We start from the raw sequence: 17,810 nt of genomic DNA on the forward strand, positions 1-17,810 counted from the left end.
GGCGGCATGACACGGGCACGACGCACCGGCGCGCCGGCAGGGCCCCGCGTCCGCCGGATCCGGTGCCCGGATCCCGCGTGCATTCGGGCGTATTGGTCAACCACTTCGTCGCCGTCCGCGGTCCCGGCCGCGAGCGCCCCGCACGCGCCACGGGTGATCTACGCTGCCGCCGACGGACCGCACGAGTAGGGCGTACGGCCGAGGACAGACGACTCCCGGGAGCGCGGAATGACGTTACGCAAGAGATCCAGGGCCGCCGTGATCGGTGTGGCGGCGGTCGTGCTGGCGGCGACGGCCTTCACCGGTTCCGCCCAGGCGTCGCGGGAGGCGTCCTGCCCGCCGGTCGACCACCGTGCGACGCAACGCGCGATGGACGCGGCCGTAAGGGCCGGTGTTCCCGGCATCACCGCGCAGGCGCGCGACGCCGACGGTGTCTGGAAGGCGGCGTCGGGCGTGGGCAACTTGAAGACGGGTGCGCCACGCGGCAGGAACGACCGGTTCCGGGTCGGCCACATCACCGATACCTTCGTGGCGACCGTTCTCCTCCAGATGGAGGCGGAGGGAAGACTCGGTCTCGACGACAGCGTGGAGCGCCATCTGCCCGGCTTGGTGAGCGGCAACGGCAACGACGGCCGCGCGATCACCGTGCGGCAGCTTCTCAACCACACCAGCGGCCTGTTCGACTACGTCGCCGATCGGGAGTACGGCGAGACGTATCTGACGGGCGAGGGCTTCCTCCGGCACCGGTATGACACCCTGACGCCCGAGCAGCGCCTGCGGGTGGCCTTCGCCCACGAGCCGCCGTTCCGGCCCGGTGCCAGGCACTCGTTCGCCAACACCAACGACGTCCTTGCCGCGCTGATCGTGGAGCGGGTCGGCGGCCGGACGTACGAGCGCGAGGTGCGCGATCGCATCATCGAACCCCTGGGCCTCGACGCGACGTCCACCCCGGGCGACAGTGTCCACCTGCCCCGGCCGAGCAGCCGCGGCTACTCCAGGCTCTTCGCGTCGCAGCCGGACCGCGTCGACGACGTCACCGCCATGAACGCGTCACAGGTCTGGGGCAACGGCGACATCATCTCCGGCGCAGCGGATCTGAACGTGTTCTACCGGGCCCTGATGCGCGGGAGGCTGCTGCCTCCGCGGCAGTTGAAGCAGATGCTGACGACCGTCGACAACCCCGACTTCCCGGGCGCGGCCTACGGGCTGGGCATCGAACGGTTCACGATGAGATGCGGCACGACCCTGTGGTACCACGACGGCGCCGCCGCGGGGTCGATCGCCTTGGTCGCCACCACCGAGGACGGCGGCCGGCAAATCGCGGTCAACTTCAACAGCGACTGGGGAGGAGAGAACATCCTCGCCATCCTGGACGCCGAATATTGCCCGTCCTGACCGCCGAGTATCGCGACCGCGCCGTTGTGCCGCACACCCACCCGCTATGGCGTCACAATGACGCCATAGCGATCCCGCCGGCGACAGTTCACCTGAACTCGGTGGCGGCCCACGGCCCGCCGATATGCAATTCGCTATTCCCGGCCCATCGAAACACCACAGTTCACCGGGACAAAAGGGCCCGTCGCGACCAGCGGGCCAGGCAGGCGCCGCGCGGCGCAATCAATGTGCCATCATAATTCCATGGAACTTCGGGAGTACGTCGAGGCGCTGCGCGACGAACTGGTCACAGCTTCCGCGGCGGGAGATGCCGAGACCCGCGCGGTCGCGGAGCGCTTGGTCGCCCCGCTGGAGTCGGCCGTTCGGCTCACGTTGCTCAAGGTTCTGTCGGCGGCGGCCGACGAGATCACCCGGGAGCTGGCGCCCGGCTCGGTGGACCTGCGCCTGCGCGGGATGGATCCCAGCTTTGTGGTGACCGCGCCCTCGGCCGACGACGGCCCCACGAAGGACGCCGCGGATGATGCCGACGAAGCGGCGGGCGACTGGTCGCCCGGAGCGCTCGGTGGCGCCAGGGGCGGCGCCACCGCCCGGATCAACTTCCGGCCTCCGCAGGAGATGAAGGACGAGATCGAGAAGGCGGCGTCCAGGCAGGGCATCTCGGTCAACACCTGGATGGTCCGAGCCTCCGCCGCGGCGCTGTCCAACAGCAGGCGGGCCCAGCGCGGCAAGCAGCAGTTCAACGGCTGGGTGCAGTAGCCGTCGCGAGCGGGCACGGCAAGGGCCCGGAAGGGCCGGACTGCGGTGTGCCCACGCCGATGACCGACGGGATGCGAATGTGGTTCGCATCCCGTCGACGGCTCGCCAGGACCCGCCCGTGGGCCGCTTCGTCCCGAACGTCGTGCCGTGCCTATCGCCGCGCGGGGCGGTCGTTGGTCAGGCGCGGTGGATCGTGATGTCCCCGTAGGAGGAGTGCGCCCGCACCTCGATCCCGTCCTTGGACGCCTCGGCGACCTGCTCCAGCATGTTGTTCACGCGCCCGTATCCGGTGGCCAGGTCCAGCTTCGCCGGGCGGTCCGCGCCGATGCCGACCTCCAGGTCGCCGGACCCGGTCTTGAGCACGACCTCGCCGTTGGTCACTTCCGCGACCCGGATGTTGCCGCTGGCGGTCTTGGCGTCGGTCTTGAGTCCCGAGGCGTGGTCGATGGAGATGTCGCCGTTGGAGTTGCGGACGTGGACGTCGCCGGTGACCTTGCCGATCTCGGTGTTGCCGCTGGAGTTCTTGACCTTGAGCGAACCGTCGACCTCGCCGATCCGGATCCGCCCGATGGACGTGCCGACCTCGGCGTCGCCGTCGACTCGGCCGACGGTGATGTGGCCTGCCGAGTGCAGCCGCAGCGGACCGACGTGGTCCAGGTGAACGATCGCGGTGGAGGTCTTGTACGTGCACTCGCCGAGGCGGCCGGAGGAGCGCAGCTCGCCCAGCGCGGCCTTGCCGTGCACGTGTGAGCCGACCGGCAGCACGATCGACACGTCCACCGAACGGGTCTTCCGGGAGAGGTCCAATCCCGCGAGCGGCTTCGAGCCCTTGATCACCAGGACGCCGTCGACGAATTCGACGCTCGTCTCCTTGGCGGCCTTCACATCCGAGGAGTCGCTCTCGTCGCTCGGTCGGACCTCGACGACGGTGTCGGTCCGGTCTTCGGCGATGATCTGCACGTCACCGACGTGGAGTTCGATCGTGACGGAGATCGACTTCGGAGTCTCGAAAACAGGCATGGCTGTCCCTTCTGTTCATTTCCGAATTTCCGACGGCCGTCCCCCTGTGGCGGGACGAGCGGGATATCGGTCCGGCTTGGTTCAGTGCACCCAGGCGGTGTAGCGCTGCCGCCCTCGTCTGCCCCGCCGCTCGGCGGGGGCGGGGGCGCGATCGCGGCGCACCGCCGCGGCGGCCACCCCGGCGAACCACGCGTCCACCGAACGCCCTTCGTGGCAGGCCGCCTGCTCGATGCGCGCCTTCAGGTGCCGGGGCATGTGCACGGTGACACGCGCGCCGGCACCTTCCTCGGCGCTCGGCGCGCCACCGCGCGCGGCGGTCTCGGACGACCCGTCGGGCGACGCCGGCGTCACGACGAAGTTCGGTTCACCTCCACGCAGGTGGAGTTCGACGAAGCCCGGGGCGAGGTCGCGGTTGATCTCGTCCGCGGCGGCCGTCAGCGCGTCGAACAACGTGCGTCGGATCACCGACTCCAGCCGCGCGGCGGGCGCGGCGGCGTCCGCATGATCGGCTCGAACGAGCGCGGCGAACTCGCGCCCGAGTTTGTCCACGAACGGGCTTACATCCATGGCGCCATCATGGCGCATATGTTGTGCCATCGCAAGCTACCGCGCCCCGGGGTGGCGCCACCGGCGGGTGGTCACCGCGATGGTCCCCGACCCTGCGTGGCGACGACGGATGCGTGCTGCCGCGCGGCGCTCGTTCGCACACCCTACGGGGCGGCCTCCGTACGGCATTCGAGGCCGCCCAGTACGTCCGTCATGTCCGCCAGCAGTACGGCTTCCTCGGCTCGGAGATAGAAGTGCCCGCCGGGAAACACCCGGAGCCGGAAGGCGCCGTTCGTCGTGTCCGCCCAGCGGCGCATCTGTTCCGGGTTCACCTCGGTGTCGCTGTCACCGGTGTAGCCGTAGACCGGGCAGTCGAGCGGAGGCCGGTGGCCACCGGGATAGTCGTCCACCAAGCGGTAGTCCGCGCGGATCGCGGGGAGCAGGATCTCCCGCAGGTCGGGGTCCGCGAAGACCGGAGCGCAGCTCTCGTCGAAGCGCACGACATCCGCGATGATCTCCTCGTCCGTGCCGAAATGTTGCCGCAGACCCTCCAGCGCATGCGGCGGACGTCGGCCGGACACGCACAGCGCGGCCGGCGGGCACCCCCGTTTCTGCAGCCGCAGCGCCACCTCGTGCGCCACCGAAGCCCCCATGCTGTGACCGAACAGCACCAGCCGATGCCGCGCCGGCTCGCCGAGCGCGTCGGCGATGTCGTCCGCGAGGGCTTCCAGCCCGGACGGGAACGCATCCCCGAGCCGGTCCTCCCGGCCCGGGTACCGCGCGGCGAGCACACCGACGTCCGGGGGCAGCCCCAGCGGCCAGGTTCGGTACGCGTTCGACCAGCCGCCGGCATGGGGGAAGCACAGGAGCTTCGTCGCGCACCCGTCGTCGTCCCGGAAACGACGTATCCACCGCTCATCCACCGGACGGCTCATCGAAAATCCCTTTCCGCACACCGGGTGACGATCGGGGTGGACGGCGACCGCGGCCGACGCTCAGAGAACTTCGCCCGCCTTCGTCCTCCTGCGCAGGGCCGGCCTGCTCGACCGGGAGAGGTCCTCCCACATGTCCGACAGACCGGTGATGGTGCGCGCCGCGAACAGCGTGCGGATGGACACCTCGAGGCCCAGTTCCGCCCGGATCAGGCCGACCAGCCTGATCGCCCGGAGCGAGTTCCCACCGAGGTCGAAGAAGTCCTCGTCGATGCCCACCCGGTCCACCTCCAGCACGTCGGCGAACGCCTCGGCCAGCACCCGCTCGGTGCGGTTGCGCGGTGCCCGGTACGACCCGTCGTCGAACGCGGGCTCCGGCAGCGACGCCCGGTCCACCCTCCCGCCCGCCGTCACCGGCAGGCGTTCCAGCACCACGAACGCCGCGGGCACCATGAACTCCGGCAATCGTCCCGCGGCGAACCGGCGCAGTTCCTCGTTCGAGAGGTCGTCCCGACCGCCCACCGGGACCACGTAGGCCACCAGCCGCTGCTGCCCGGATGCGTCCTTCCGGACGACCACCACCGACTGCGCCAGTCCGGGGTGCTCCGAGAGCACCTCCTCGGCCTCGGCCGGCTCGATCCGGACACCGCGTACGTCCACCTGGGTGTCGGCACGTCCCACGTACTCGATGCGCTCGTCGGCGCCCCACCGCACCCGGTCCCCGGTGCGGTACATCAGCCCACCGGCCGGACCGAACGGGCAGGGTAGGAACCGCTCGGCGGTTTGCCCGGGTCGCCCGGGATACCCGCGCGCCAGACCGGGGCCGGCCACGTACAGCTCTCCGGTCACGCCGACGGGGACCGGCGCCAGCCCCGGACCCAGCACGTAGAGGGCGGTGTGGTCCGTCGGGCGGCCGACCGCGCCCGCGGGCGGCACCGGTCCGTCCGCCGTCAGGCGGTCGGCCGCGGCGAACCCGGTCGCCTCCGTCGGTCCGTGACCGTTGACGATGGTCACTTCGGGGCACGCCTCCCGCATCCGTCGCACCGCGGCGGCGGACACGTGATCACCACCGGTCCACACCTCGCGCAACCCGACCACGCACTCGGGGCGTTCCGCCGCGATCGCCGAGAACAGTCCCGCGGGCAGCCACACCGCGGAGATCTCGTGCGCCGCTCGCGACTCGGTCAGGGTCCGGACGGAAGACTCCCCCGGCGGAGCCACGACCACCCGGCCGCCGTTCAGCAACGGTGCCCACACTTCGAGGGCGAGCCCGTCGAAGGTGTGCGGCGAGTGCCACAACACGGCGCCGCGGGCGCCTTCGCGCCAGTGGCGATCCGTGACCAACCGCTGCATGTTCCGGTGCGTCACGCCAACCGCCGTGGCCACACCGGTCGATCCGGAACCGTACATCACAGCCAACAGGTTGTTCGGATGCGAGGGGGTCGGCAACTCCCGCGCATCGCCGTCGTCGTCGGCGTCCGACGCCAGGTCGTCGAACACGAGCGCCGGAACATCGAGATCGGCGGAGCGCGCCCGGGCGGTCGCCGCGTCGGCGAGCAACAGGCGCACCGACGCGTCGCCGGCCACCGAGGCGATCCGCTCCGCCGGGGTCGTCGGGTCGATCGGCAGGTAGGCTCCGCCCGCCTTCACCACCCCCAACAGGGCGACGACCAGGTCCACCGACCGCGGCATCGCCACCGCCACGACGGTCTCGGGTCCGACGTCTCGACGCCGCAACGCCGCGGCCAGCCGACTCGACCGCTGGTCCAGTTCCCGGTACGACACGGCCGAGTCCCCGGACACCACCGCGACCTCGTCGGGGGCCGATTCCACCCGGCGGGCGAACAGTTCCGCGACCGTCGACCACGGCACATCCGGGTCGTTCGGCGCCGTCGGTGCCACCCGGTCCCGCTCGGCCCCGCGCAGCACGTCCAGCGCACCGACCGGCAGTTGCGGATCGGCGGCCGTCAGCGCACTGGTGTACGCGATCAACTCCGCGCCGATGAACCGCAGTTCCGCACCGGTGTACAGGCCCGCGGGGGCGTCGAGTCGGACGAACAGGTCGCTGTCGGGGCTCCCGTCGGTGTAGACGCCGATCGACAGTTCGTCGAAGACCCCGGTCGTCGCGCCCAGGTGGCGCGCCTGGTTGTCGGCGAAGTGCAGTTGCTCCGCGAACTCGACGACGTTGACGACGGCACCGAAACTGCCGCGGCCGCTCAGGACGGTTCCGCTCGCGCGCTGGATCTCCGAGTAGTGGCAGGCGGTCCGACCGAAGATCTCGTACGTCTCGTCCACCACCGCGTCGGCGATCTCGCCGAAGGTCGCGGTGAGCGGAACCTTCACCCGCACCGGCACCACGTTCACCGCCAGACCGGGCGTGTTGCTCGCCGCCCCGACCCGATTGCCCACGGCGAGCGAGACGAGGAACTCCGGGCGGTCGCAGCGGTGCCGGAAGTACACCGCCGCGGCGGCGGTCAGCAACGACGACATCCACACACCCATGGACTTCGCGGCCTCGGTCCAGGTGTCCGCCTCGGCGCGCGGCACCGTCAGCGTTCGGCTCACCATGCCGATCGAGTCCGCGAGTTGCCCCCAGCGGTCGGCGCTGCTCATCGGTTCGGCCGGCGCGGACCGCGTCGCGTCCGACAGGGCGACGCGCGGAACCTGCGCGGGAGGGGGCGCGTCCGCCAGGTACTCGCGCCAGAACTCGGCGTCCTCGGTGAACTTCGGGGAGTCCTGGTACTCCGCCGCCCCGGCCGCGAACGACTCCACATCCCACGGGTGCGGCAACTCCGGTATCCCGGTCCCCCGCACCAACGCCGTGTACACCTCGGCGAGGCGCCGCGACAGCAGGCCACCCGCGCCGTACCCGTCGGATATCAGGTGGTGGTAGGCGATCACCACGAGCGAGCGGGCCGCCGCGAGTTTGACCACCCCCAGCCGGAACAGCAGATCGCGCTCCAGGTCGAACGGCTGCTTGATCAGGTCGGCCAACGCATCGCGCGCCGCCTGCTCGGGATCGGCCTCGCCGGCCAGATCCAGGAAGAACGGCCGCCAGTCGCCCAATTCCCGCGGCACCAGCCGCAATCCGCTTCCGTCGTCGACGAAGTTGACACGCAGCACTTCCGCTTCGCCCAGCACGTGCAGGAATGCGGATTCCATGACCGCCGCGTCCAATTCACCGTCCACATCCCACATGGTCAACGCATGGTTCAGCGTGTCGGGGGACATCTTCTGCGCCAGCCACAATCCTTTGTGCGCCGACGACGCACCGAACGAACGCACAGGGAACATCCCCTCAGCAGGCAGGCTCGGGAACCTGAGGAATTCGCAGACCACTTCCACATTCACGGAAGTGGATCAGCCGGTCAAGACAATGGGGTGTCGGGACGGGCGCACCGCTGTCGAACGTGCGGTGTCCCGCCGACGGGACGGTCCCGGGGCGGCGGTGGGATCACCGCGGAGCGCGGTCGGCCATCGAGGACGTGACGTGCTCGGCGACTCGCCTGGGTGTGGGGTGCCGCAGCACCAGGTTCGCCCTCAGTTTGAGTCCGGTCGACGCGGCCAGGCGTTTGCTCAGCTCCACCGACAGCAGCGAGTCGAAGCCGATGTCCCGGAACTCCCGGTCGGGGTCGATCGTCTCGTCGGCGGGGTGTCCGAGCACGACGGCGACCTTCGCGAGGACGTGCTCCAGCACGAGTGCCTTCGCGTCCCCGTCGGCAAGGGCGGCGAGCCGGTCCGACAGGGGCACGGCCTGCTCGTCGTCCGCGGGTGGTTCCGTCGAGACCGGCTCCGCCACCGGCGTCGTGTGCACGGAGTTCAGCCAGTACCGCTGCCGCCGGAACGCGTACGTCGGCAGCTCCACCCGCCGGCGCGCCCCGAACAGTGCGCCCCAGTCCACGGCTCCGCCGCGGACGTACAGCTGGGCCAGCGAGCCGACCACGGCCTCCGCCTCGCCCCGATCCCGCCGTGACGACGACAGGACCACCGCGTCGTCCAGATCCTCGACCATCTCCTGTACCGGGACGGTCAACACGGGGTGCGGGCTCATCTCGATGAACCCCCGGAAACCGTCGGCGATCAGCCGCCGGACGGACGATTCGAAGAGCACTTTCTCGCGCAGATTGTCGTACCAGTACTCGCCGTTCAGCTCCGCGGTATCGATTGTTTCGCCGTGCAGGGTCGAATAGAAGGGCAGCGTCGACGTTTTCGGACGCACGTCGGACAACGGTCCGATCACCTGATCGCGGACCCGGGTCACCTGGTGCGAATGCGAGGCGTAGTCGACCGATATTCTCCGCGCCTGAGCGCCTTCGGCCTTCATCTTCTCGACGAATTCGTCGAGCGCGTCCGGTTCCCCGGACACCACCACCGAACGGGGTCCGTTGACCACGGCGACGCTCACCCGGTCCTTCCACGGAGTCAGCCGTGCCGTCACCGATTCCGCGGATTCCGCGATCGACGCCATCCCGCCGTGCCCGATCAACCCCAGCAGAGCCTTGCTGCGCAGGGCCACGATCTTGGCGGCATCGCGCAACGACAACGCTCCGCACACGTGGGCGGCGGCTATCTCGCCTTGGCTGTGCCCCACCACCGCGGCCGGTTCCACCCCCCACGACCGCCACAGCGCGGCCATCGACACCATCACCGAGAACAACGCCGGCTGCACCACGTCCACCCGGTCCAGCGTCGGCGCCCCCTCCACGCCGCGCACCACATCGAGCAGCGACCAGTCGACCCACTCGGCCAGGGCGACCGCGCACTCGTCGAGGCCGCGCGCGAAGACCGGGAAGGTGTCGTACAGTTCCCGGCCCATCCCGACCCACTGCGACCCCTGCCCCGGGAACATGAACACGACACCGCCGAGGTTCCCGGCGACCCCGCGCACCACCGCGGCGGACTCCACGCCCTCGCCCAACAACGCCAGACCGTCCAGCAGTTCGTCCCGATCACGGCCCAGCACCACGGCACGATGCTCGAACCGCGACCGGCTCGACCACAACGACCAGCCGATGTCGGCGACATCGGCACCCGACTCGGCCGCGGCGAAGTCGCGCAGACTGCCCGCCTGCCGCTGCACGGCCGCCGCGCTCTTGCCCGACACCACCCACGGCACCAGCCCGCCGACGCCCGAGTCCGGACCACGCCCGTCCGTCGTCGGCGCCGGTGGCGGTTCCTCCTCCAGGATCACGTGCGCGTTGGTGCCGCTGACTCCGAACGACGACACACCGGCTCGCCGCGGACCGTCCGCGCGGATCCACTCACGCCCCTCCACCAGCAGTTCCACCGCGCCGGAGGACCAGTCCACGTGCCGCGTGGGCGTATCCACGTGCAGGGTCTTCGGCAGGAAGCCGTGGCGCATGGCCATCACCATCTTGATCACCCCGGCGACGCCGGCCGCGGCCTGGGCGTGACCGATGTTCGACTTCATCGACCCCAGCCAAAGCGGGCTGCCCTCGGCCCGGTCCCGCCCGTAGGTCGCCAGCAGGGCGTGTGCCTCGATGGGGTCCCCGAGCACGGTTCCGGTCCCGTGCGCCTCGACCGCGTCCACCTCGCCGGGCGCGACCCCGGCGTTCGCCAGCGCCTGCCGGATCACCTTCTCCTGGGCAAGTCCGTTGGGGGCGGTCAACCCGTTGCTGGCCCCGTCCTGGTTCACCGCGGAACCGCGCACGACCGCCAACACCGGGTGGCCGTTGCGGCGGGCGTCGGACAGCCGCTCCAGCAGCAGCACACCCACCCCCTCCGCCCAGCCGGTGCCGTCGGCTCCGTCCGCGAAGGACTTGCACCGGCCGTCCGCCGACAGACCGCGCTGCCGGGAGAACTCCACGAAGATCGCCGGCGTCGACATCACCGACACCCCGCCCGCCAGGGCGAGCGAGCACTCCCCCGAACGCAGCGACTGCGTCGCCAGGTGCAGGGCCACCAGCGACGACGAGCATGCCGTGTCCACGCTCACCGCCGGCCCGGTCAGCCCCAGTTCGTACGCCACCCGGCCGGACGCGACGCTCAGCGCGCTCCCGTGCATCAGGTAGCCCTCCAGCTCGTTCCGGCCCCCCTCCAGGAAGCGCGACCCGTACTCGGACGAGCTCACCCCGGTGAAGACACCGATGTCGGCCCCGCGCACATCGGCGGGAACGATGCCCGCCCGCTCGAAGACCTCCCACGACGTCTGCAACAACAGGCGCTGCTGGGGGTCGATCGCCAACGCCTCACGCGGACTGATGCCGAAGAATTCCGCGTCGAAGTCGGCCGCGTCCGTGAGGAATCCCGCGTGCCGCACGTACGAGCTGCCGGCCGTGTCGGGGTCGGGGTCGTACAGATCCCGCCATCCGCGGTCCCCCGGGAACTCGTCCACCGCGTCCAGGCCGCCGCGCACCATGTCCCACAGGTCCTCGGGCGAGGACACCCCTCGCGGGTAGCGGCACGCCATGGCCACCACGGCGATCGGCTCGACCCGGCCGGCCTTCAGGGCGTCGATCTCCAGCCGCAGGCGGTCGCGTTCCTCCAACAATGTGCGGAGCGCCCGCTCGACCCGGGCCGCGCCGTCCGCTGTGCGATCCGCGGAGTTGTCCATGGTCACTTGCCCCTCTCATCCAGAGCCAGGCCGACGAGTGCTTCCAGGTCCATGGCCGCCAGTTCGCCCGCGTCGGCGTGCGCGTCCGGCACCTGCCCCTCGGCGTCCGACCGAGGCGGGTCGGCACACGCCAGAACCGACTCCAGGAGGCCCGCGCTCCGCAGCCTGTCGATCGGGACGTTTCGCAACAGTTCCCGGATCTCGGCGTCCTCGTCCGGGCTCGCCTGCGGCGCCGCCGGACGCAGCAGGCCGAAGATGTGTCCGCCCAGCTCCCGCGGCGTCGGGTAGCTGAAGACCAGGGTGGATGCCAGGCGCAGCCCGGTCGAGGAGGCCAGGCGGTTGCACAGTTCGACCGAGGTCAGCGAGTCGAATCCGAGCTGGGTGAACGCCTGGTCGGCGTCGACGGCCGCACTGGACGGGTGTCCGAGCACGATGGCGACCTGGTCGCGGATCCAGTCCAGCACCGTCGCCTGCGCGTCGCCCTCCGCGAGACCCGCCAGCCGGGCGGGCAACCCGAGCGAACCGCCGTCCCTGGTCGTGCTCGCCCGCTTCCGGGGCGACCGGCCACCCTCGACGAGGTCGCGCAGGAGCAGCGGCGGTTCGGCACCGGTCCTGCTCCGCAGCGCGGAGAGGTCCAGCCGGGCCGGGATGAGCACGGGCTTGTCGAGCGCGCACGCCGCGTCGAACAGGGCCAGCGCCTCGGGTGTGGGCATCTCGGCGATGCCCAGCCGCCGGACCCGCGAGAGGTCGACCTCGTCCAGGTCCGCGGTCATCCCGCTGCGCTGCTCCCACCAGCCCCAGCACAGCGACGTGCCGACCAGGCCGGAGGCCCTGCGCTGGGCCGCCAGACCGTCCAGGAACCCGTTCGCCGCGGCGTAGTTCGCCTGTCCCGCGGTGCCGAGCGTGCCCGCGAGCGCGGAGAACAGCACGAATGCCGACAGGGTGTGGCCCCTGGTCAGCTCGTGCAGGTTGACCGCGCCGCCGGCCTTGGCGCGCAACACGCGGTCGAGGCTCTCCGCGGTCAGCGATTCGAGGGTGCCGTCCGCCAGGACACCCGCCGCGTGCACGACCGCCGTCAGCGGGTGCCCGGGCGGCATGTCCGCGAGCAGGTCCACCACCGCGGCCCGGTCCGCGACATCGCATTCCGCGACCTTGACCACCGCGCCCGCCGCCGCCAGGTCCGAGACCAGCTCGGCGGCCCCGTCGGCCGCCATGCCCCGACGGCTCGCCAGCACCAGGCTGCGCACCCCGTGTTCGGCGACGAGATGCCGCGCCACCAGCGAACCCACTCCTCCGGTCCCGCCGGTGACCAGGACGGTCCCACTGCCGAAGCCGCTGCCCAGGTCGAGAATGACCTTCCCGATGTTGCGGCCCTGGCTCATCTCGCGGAACGCCTTGCGCGCGTCGCGGATGTTGCGCACGGCGATCGGATTCAGGTGCAGCCGCCCGTCGGCGAACAGTTCCATGACGGCGCGGAACATCTCGTGGATCGCGTCCGGGCCCGCCTCGTAGAGGTCGAAGGCCTGGTAGTCGACGCCCGGGTGGTCGGCTGCCACCCGCTGCGGATCGCGGATGTCCGTCTTCCCCATCTCGACGAAGCTCCCGCCCTCGGGGAGCAGCTTCAGCGAGGCGTCGACGAAGTCGTGCGCGAGCGAGTTCAGCACGAAATCCACACCGCGCCCGTGCGAGGAGGCCAGGAACGCGTCCGCGAACTCCAGGTCCCGCGACGACGCCAGGTGCGCGTCGTCCAGCCCCAGAGCGCGCAGGGTCGGCCACTTGGCCGGACTCGCGGTTCCGTAGATCTCGGCACCCACGTGTTTCGCCAGCTGGACGGCGGCCATCCCCACGCCGCCCGCGGCGGCGTGGATGAGGATCCGTTGGCCCTTCTCGAGCTTCGCCACGCGGAAGAGCGCGTGGTAGGCGGTGAGGAAGGCGCCCGGCACCGACGCCGCCTCGGTGTGGCTCCAGCCTTCGGGGATGGGCATGAGCAGGCGGTGGTCCGCCACGGCCACGCGGCCGAAGGCGCCGGAGAAGATGCCCATCACCCGGTCGCCCGGTGCCAAAGCGGTGACGTCGTCCGCCACCTCCAGCACGATTCCGGCGCCCTCGCTGCCGATCCCGGCGTCGATGGCCGTCCGGTCCACCAGTCCCAGGGCGATCGTGACGTCCCGGAAGTTGAGCCCCGCGGCGTGCACCGAGACGCGCACCTGACCACTCGTCAGGGGTGCCTCCACCTCGGGGCAGGGAACCCAGGTCAGGTTCTCCAGCGTGCCCTTGGTCGGGATGCCGAGCCGGTGGGCGCCGGGCGCCGGTGGCTCGATCCGGTGGTGCGCGGCCGTGGTCGCCGTCATCCGGGGGACGAGATACCCGCCGCCGCGCAGGGCCAGTTGCTCCTCGCCGGTGGCGAGCGCGTCCGCGAGGCGTGCCCAGGACGTCTGTTCGTCGTCGACATCCACCAGCCGGAACCTGCCGGGGTGCTCCGTCTGCGCGGACCGGATCAGGCCCCATACGGACGCGCCGGGGAGGCTTTCGACGCTCTCCCCTCCACCGGTGTCCAGGGCCAGGCGGGTGAGGACCACCAGCGTGGATTCGGCGAGCGACTCCTCGGCGAGGAACCGCTGGACCCACTCCAGCACGCGCGTGTCCGTGTCGCCGACCGTGGCGAGCAGATCGGGGTCCGCGCTCACGAAGTCGTCCAGGCACAGCACGATGTGCGGGGGCGCCTCGCCCGCGAGGACGTCGTTCATGGACGCGTGGAAGACGACGGTCTCGGCACCCGCTTCCAGGAGCCGGGAGGCCAAGCCGTCCTTCGCGCCGAGAACGCCCCATCGCACGCCGAGGGTTTCTCGTCCGCTCTGCGGGAGCGGTCGCCATTCCAGTTCGTACAGCGACTGCTCGTGGCCGCGGCGGGCCGAGCGCAGTTGCTCGGCGCTCGCCGGGCGGAAGGTCAACGCCTCGATCCGCGCGATCGTGCGGCCGTGCTCGTCGGCGACCACCACCGACACGGCGGCCTCACCGGCCGGGGAGACCCGGATCCGCACGGTCGAGCCGCACTCCCCGAGTTGCTCCACCCCGGACCACGAGAAGGGCATCCAGCCCCGACCGCCCGTCACGTCGACGACGGCGCCGGCCACGACCGTGTGCAGCGCGGCGTCGATCAGCGCCGGATGCAGGGCGTACCCGCCGGCGGCCGAGCCGTCGGCGGTCACCGGCAGGGTGGCCGTCGCGAAGAGATCGTCGTCGCGCCGCCACACTTCGCGCAGCCCGCGGAAGGTCGGCCCGTACTCGAAGCCCGCGTCCTCGAAGGAGTCGTACAGCCCGTCGATGCCGATCCGGCTCGCCCCGGCCGGTGGCCACGCGGCAAGGGCCTGCGCGTCGTCGGGCCCCGCGGCCGTGCGCGGGGCGCTCGGTGCCAGACTCCCCGTCGCGTGCCGGGTCCAGCCGCCGACCGTCCGCTCGTCGTCGCCGGGACGCGAGTACACGTCCACGGAGCGGTGTCCTCGCTCGTCCGCCGCGCCGACCACGATCCGCACCTGTACGTCGCCCGCGTCGGGAAGGATCAGGGGAACCTCCAGGGAGAGTTCCTCGATCGCGGCGCACCCGAGGAAGTCGCCCACCGACAGCGCCAGGTCCAGGTAGACCGTCGCCGGCACCACGACCGCGCCGAACACGGCGTGATCGGCCAGCCAGTCGTGGGTCCGCAGGGACCACAGATCGGTGAACACCACCTCGTCGGTGCCGGGGTGGTCCACCGCGGCCCCCAGCAGCGGGTGCCGCGGAGTCGCCAGCCCGACCGAGGCCACGTCCCCGGTGCCCATCCCGGCCAGGAAGTCCAGCCAGTACCGCTGCCGTTGGAAGGCGTACGTCGGCAGGTCCACGGACCGGCGCGCCCCGAACAGGGCACCCCAGTCCACGGCTCCGCCCCGGACGTGGAACTGGGCCAACGCGCCGAGCAGCGTCCGCACCGCCTCGCGGTTGCGCCGCGAGGCCGACAGGACCACCGCGTCGTCCGCGCCCGCGCCGGCGAACGCCTCCTTGGTGATGCTGGTCAGGGTCGACCCCGGCCCCACTTCGAGGAAGGCGCTCGCACCGGCCGCACGGGCGCACTCCACCGCGGTGAAGAAGCGGACGGGTTCGCGGACGTGCCTCACCCAGTGCGTGACGGACGTCAACTCTTCGAGCGTGGCCACGCGGCCCGATCTGGTCGAGACGACCGGGATCGAGACGCGGCCCGCGGGAATTTCGCCGATCGAGGCCGCGAACTCGTCCAGGATCGGCTCCATGAGCGGGGAGTGGAACGCGTGGTCGACCTCGAGCAGCTTCGCCGAGGTGCCGCCGGCGACGAGTCGTTCACGCAGTTCGACGACCGCCTCGCGGTGGCCCGAGAGCACCACCGACTCCGGGCCGTTGACGGCGGCGATGCCGACCCGGTCGTCCGGGCCGAGCAACGCGCTCACGTGCTCTTCCGAGGCGCGTACCGCCAGCATCGCGCCGCGCTCGGTGACCGTCTGCATGACCCGCCCGCGCGCGGCCACGAGCCGTGTCGCGCTGTCCAGGTCGAGGGCGCCGGACACGTGCGCGGCGGCGATCTCGCCGACGGAGTGACCGATCAGGTGGTTCGGCTCGCCGCAGAACCGCGCCATGAGCCGGTACAGGCCGACCTGAAGGGCGAACAGCGCGGGTTGCGCGATGTCCGTTCGCTGCGCTCGGGCCGCCTCGGGCGCGTCGGCGAGGAGCAGGGGCTTGAGCGCGTACGGCAGGTGGGTGTCGAAGCGTTCGCAGACCTCGTCGAGGCTCTGCGCGAAGACGGGGAAGGCGTCGTACAGTTGCCCGGCCACACCCACCCACGACGATCCCTGGCCGGGGAACATGAAGACCGTGCCACCGAGGTCGCCGGCGACACCGCGCACCACCGCGGCGGACTCCGCGCCCTCGCCCAACGACGCCAGACCGCTCAGCAACTCGTCCCGGTCACGGCCCAGCACCACCGCTCGATGTTCGAACCGCGCCCGGTCGGCCACCAGCGACCACCCGATGTCGACGACGTGCGAATCCGGGTCGGCGGCGGCGAATTCGCGCAGCTTCTCCGCCTGTGCCCGCAGCGCCGCCGCCGACCGCGCCGACACGACCCACGGCACCGGTCGGACGACGCTCGCGACCGCTTCGTCGGCGACGTCGGGCGGCGTCTCCGCTCCGGGCGCCTCCTCCAGGATCAGGTGCGCGTTGGTGCCGCTGGCCCCGAAGGCGGACACGCCCGCCCGCCGGGGCCGTCCCGGGGTGCTCGGCCACTCCCTGGCCTCGGTCAGCAGTTCCACCGCCCCGGCCGACCAGTCCACATGCGTCGTCGGGCGGTCCACGTGCAACGTCCTGGGCAGCACCCCGTGCCGCATCGCCATGATCATCTTGATCATCGCGCCGACGCCCGCGGCGGCCTGCGCGTGGCCGATGTTCGACTTCAACGACCCCAGCCACAACGGCCGGCCGGGATCCCGGTCCTGACCGTAGGTGGCCAGCAGCGCCTGCGCCTCGATCGGATCGCCCAGCGTCGTACCGGTCCCGTGGGCCTCCACCACGTCCACGTCGCTCGCCCGCAGGCGGGAGTTCGCCAACGCCGCCCGGATCACCCGCTGCTGCGCGGGCCCGTTCGGCGCGGTCATCCCGTTGGACGCCCCGTCCTGGTTGATCGCCGAGCCCCGGATCACCGCCCGGATCCGCCGCCCGTTGCGGCGCGCGTCCGACAACCGCTCCAACACCAGCATCCCGACGCCCTCCGAGAAGCCGGTGCCGTCGGCCGCGTCGGCGAACGCCTTGCACCGACCGTCCACCGCCAGGCCCCGCTGCCGCGACATCTCCCGGAACACCTGCGTCGTCCCCATCACGGTGACGCCCCCGGCCAGGGCCAGCGCGCATTCCCCCTGCCGCAGCGACTGCACCGCCTGGTGCACGGCCACCAGCGACGACGAGCACGCGGTGTCGGTCGACACCGCCGGGCCCTCCAGGCCCAGCGCGTACGCCACCCGCCCGGACGCCACGCTCAGCAGAGAACCGGTCTGCCCGTAGCCGGTGATGCTCTCGGGGGTGAAGAAGTGGTTCCCATACCCGAAGTACGCCAGACCGGCGAAGACGCCGGTGTCGCTGCCGTGCAGGGTCCGCGGGTCGATGCCGGCCCGTTCCAGGGACTCCCACGAGGACTCCAGCAACAACCGATGCTGCGGGTCCGCGGCCAGCGCCTCACGCGGGTTGATCCCGAAGAACTCGGCGTCGAAGTCACCCGCGTCGTGCAGGAACCCGCCCGAGCGCGTGTAGCAGGTACCCGGCCGGTCCGGGTCCGGGTCGTACAGGCTCGCCACGTCCCAGTTGCGGTCGTCCGGGAAGTGCGACACCGCGTCCCGGCCCGCCTCCACCAGGTCCCACAGGGCCTCCGGAGACACCGCCCCGCCCGGGAAACGGCAGGCGAGACCCACGACCGCGATCGGCTCGGCGGCGGCCTCCGTCAGTTCCTGCAGGCGCCGACGTGTTTCGATCAGCTCGATCGATGTCCGCTTGAGGTAGTCGAGAACATCGGCGTTGTTGTCGTTCGTCATCGC

Annotated in this window: 8 protein-coding genes; 2 read left to right on the forward strand and 6 right to left on the reverse strand. The window is 71.4% G+C overall.

Features of this window, described 5'->3' with window-relative positions; genetic code table 11:
- Positions 1–228: 228 nt before the first annotated feature.
- A complete protein-coding gene (locus OG948_RS03120; protein WP_406293627.1) occupies positions 229–1,395 on the forward strand; it encodes a serine hydrolase domain-containing protein in 1,167 nt (388 codons plus the stop codon).
- 243 nt (positions 1,396–1,638) lie between these two features.
- Complete coding sequence (locus OG948_RS03125; protein WP_406293629.1) at positions 1,639–2,151, forward strand: hypothetical protein; 513 nt, start codon at positions 1,639–1,641, stop codon at positions 2,149–2,151.
- Between the two features lie 177 nt (positions 2,152–2,328).
- On the opposite strand, the gene OG948_RS03130 is transcribed toward OG948_RS03125, so the two are convergent.
- The 6 genes from OG948_RS03130 to OG948_RS03155 form a co-directional block, all read right to left on the reverse strand.
- The gene (locus OG948_RS03130; protein ID WP_406293630.1) at positions 2,329–3,171 is read right to left on the reverse strand and encodes a DUF4097 family beta strand repeat-containing protein; all 843 of its coding nucleotides are present in this window, start codon (positions 3,169–3,171) and stop codon (positions 2,329–2,331) included.
- Positions 3,172–3,252: 81 nt separating this feature from the next.
- Positions 3,253–3,738, reverse strand: a complete 486-nt coding sequence (locus tag OG948_RS03135) for a hypothetical protein (RefSeq protein WP_406293632.1) — start codon at positions 3,736–3,738, stop codon at positions 3,253–3,255.
- Between the two features lie 143 nt (positions 3,739–3,881).
- Entirely contained in the window at positions 3,882–4,652 is a 771-nt protein-coding gene (locus OG948_RS03140) for a thioesterase II family protein (RefSeq protein WP_406293633.1), read from the reverse strand.
- Between the two features lie 60 nt (positions 4,653–4,712).
- Positions 4,713–7,934 (reverse strand): non-ribosomal peptide synthetase, encoded by a 3,222-nt coding sequence (locus OG948_RS03145; RefSeq protein ID WP_406293634.1) that lies wholly within the window; start codon positions 7,932–7,934, stop codon positions 4,713–4,715.
- 169 nt (positions 7,935–8,103) lie between these two features.
- Positions 8,104–11,223, reverse strand: a complete 3,120-nt coding sequence (locus OG948_RS03150) for a type I polyketide synthase (protein ID WP_406293635.1) — start codon at positions 11,221–11,223, stop codon at positions 8,104–8,106.
- A 2-nt stretch (positions 11,224–11,225) separates the two neighbouring features.
- Positions 11,226–17,807: a type I polyketide synthase gene (locus OG948_RS03155; RefSeq protein ID WP_406293637.1), complete on the reverse strand. Its 6,582-nt coding sequence runs from the start codon at positions 17,805–17,807 to the stop codon at positions 11,226–11,228.
- Positions 17,808–17,810 lie beyond the last annotated feature (3 nt).

Source organism: Embleya sp. NBC_00888 (assembly GCF_045207655.1).
Taxonomy (GTDB): Bacteria; Actinomycetota; Actinomycetes; order Streptomycetales; family Streptomycetaceae; genus Embleya.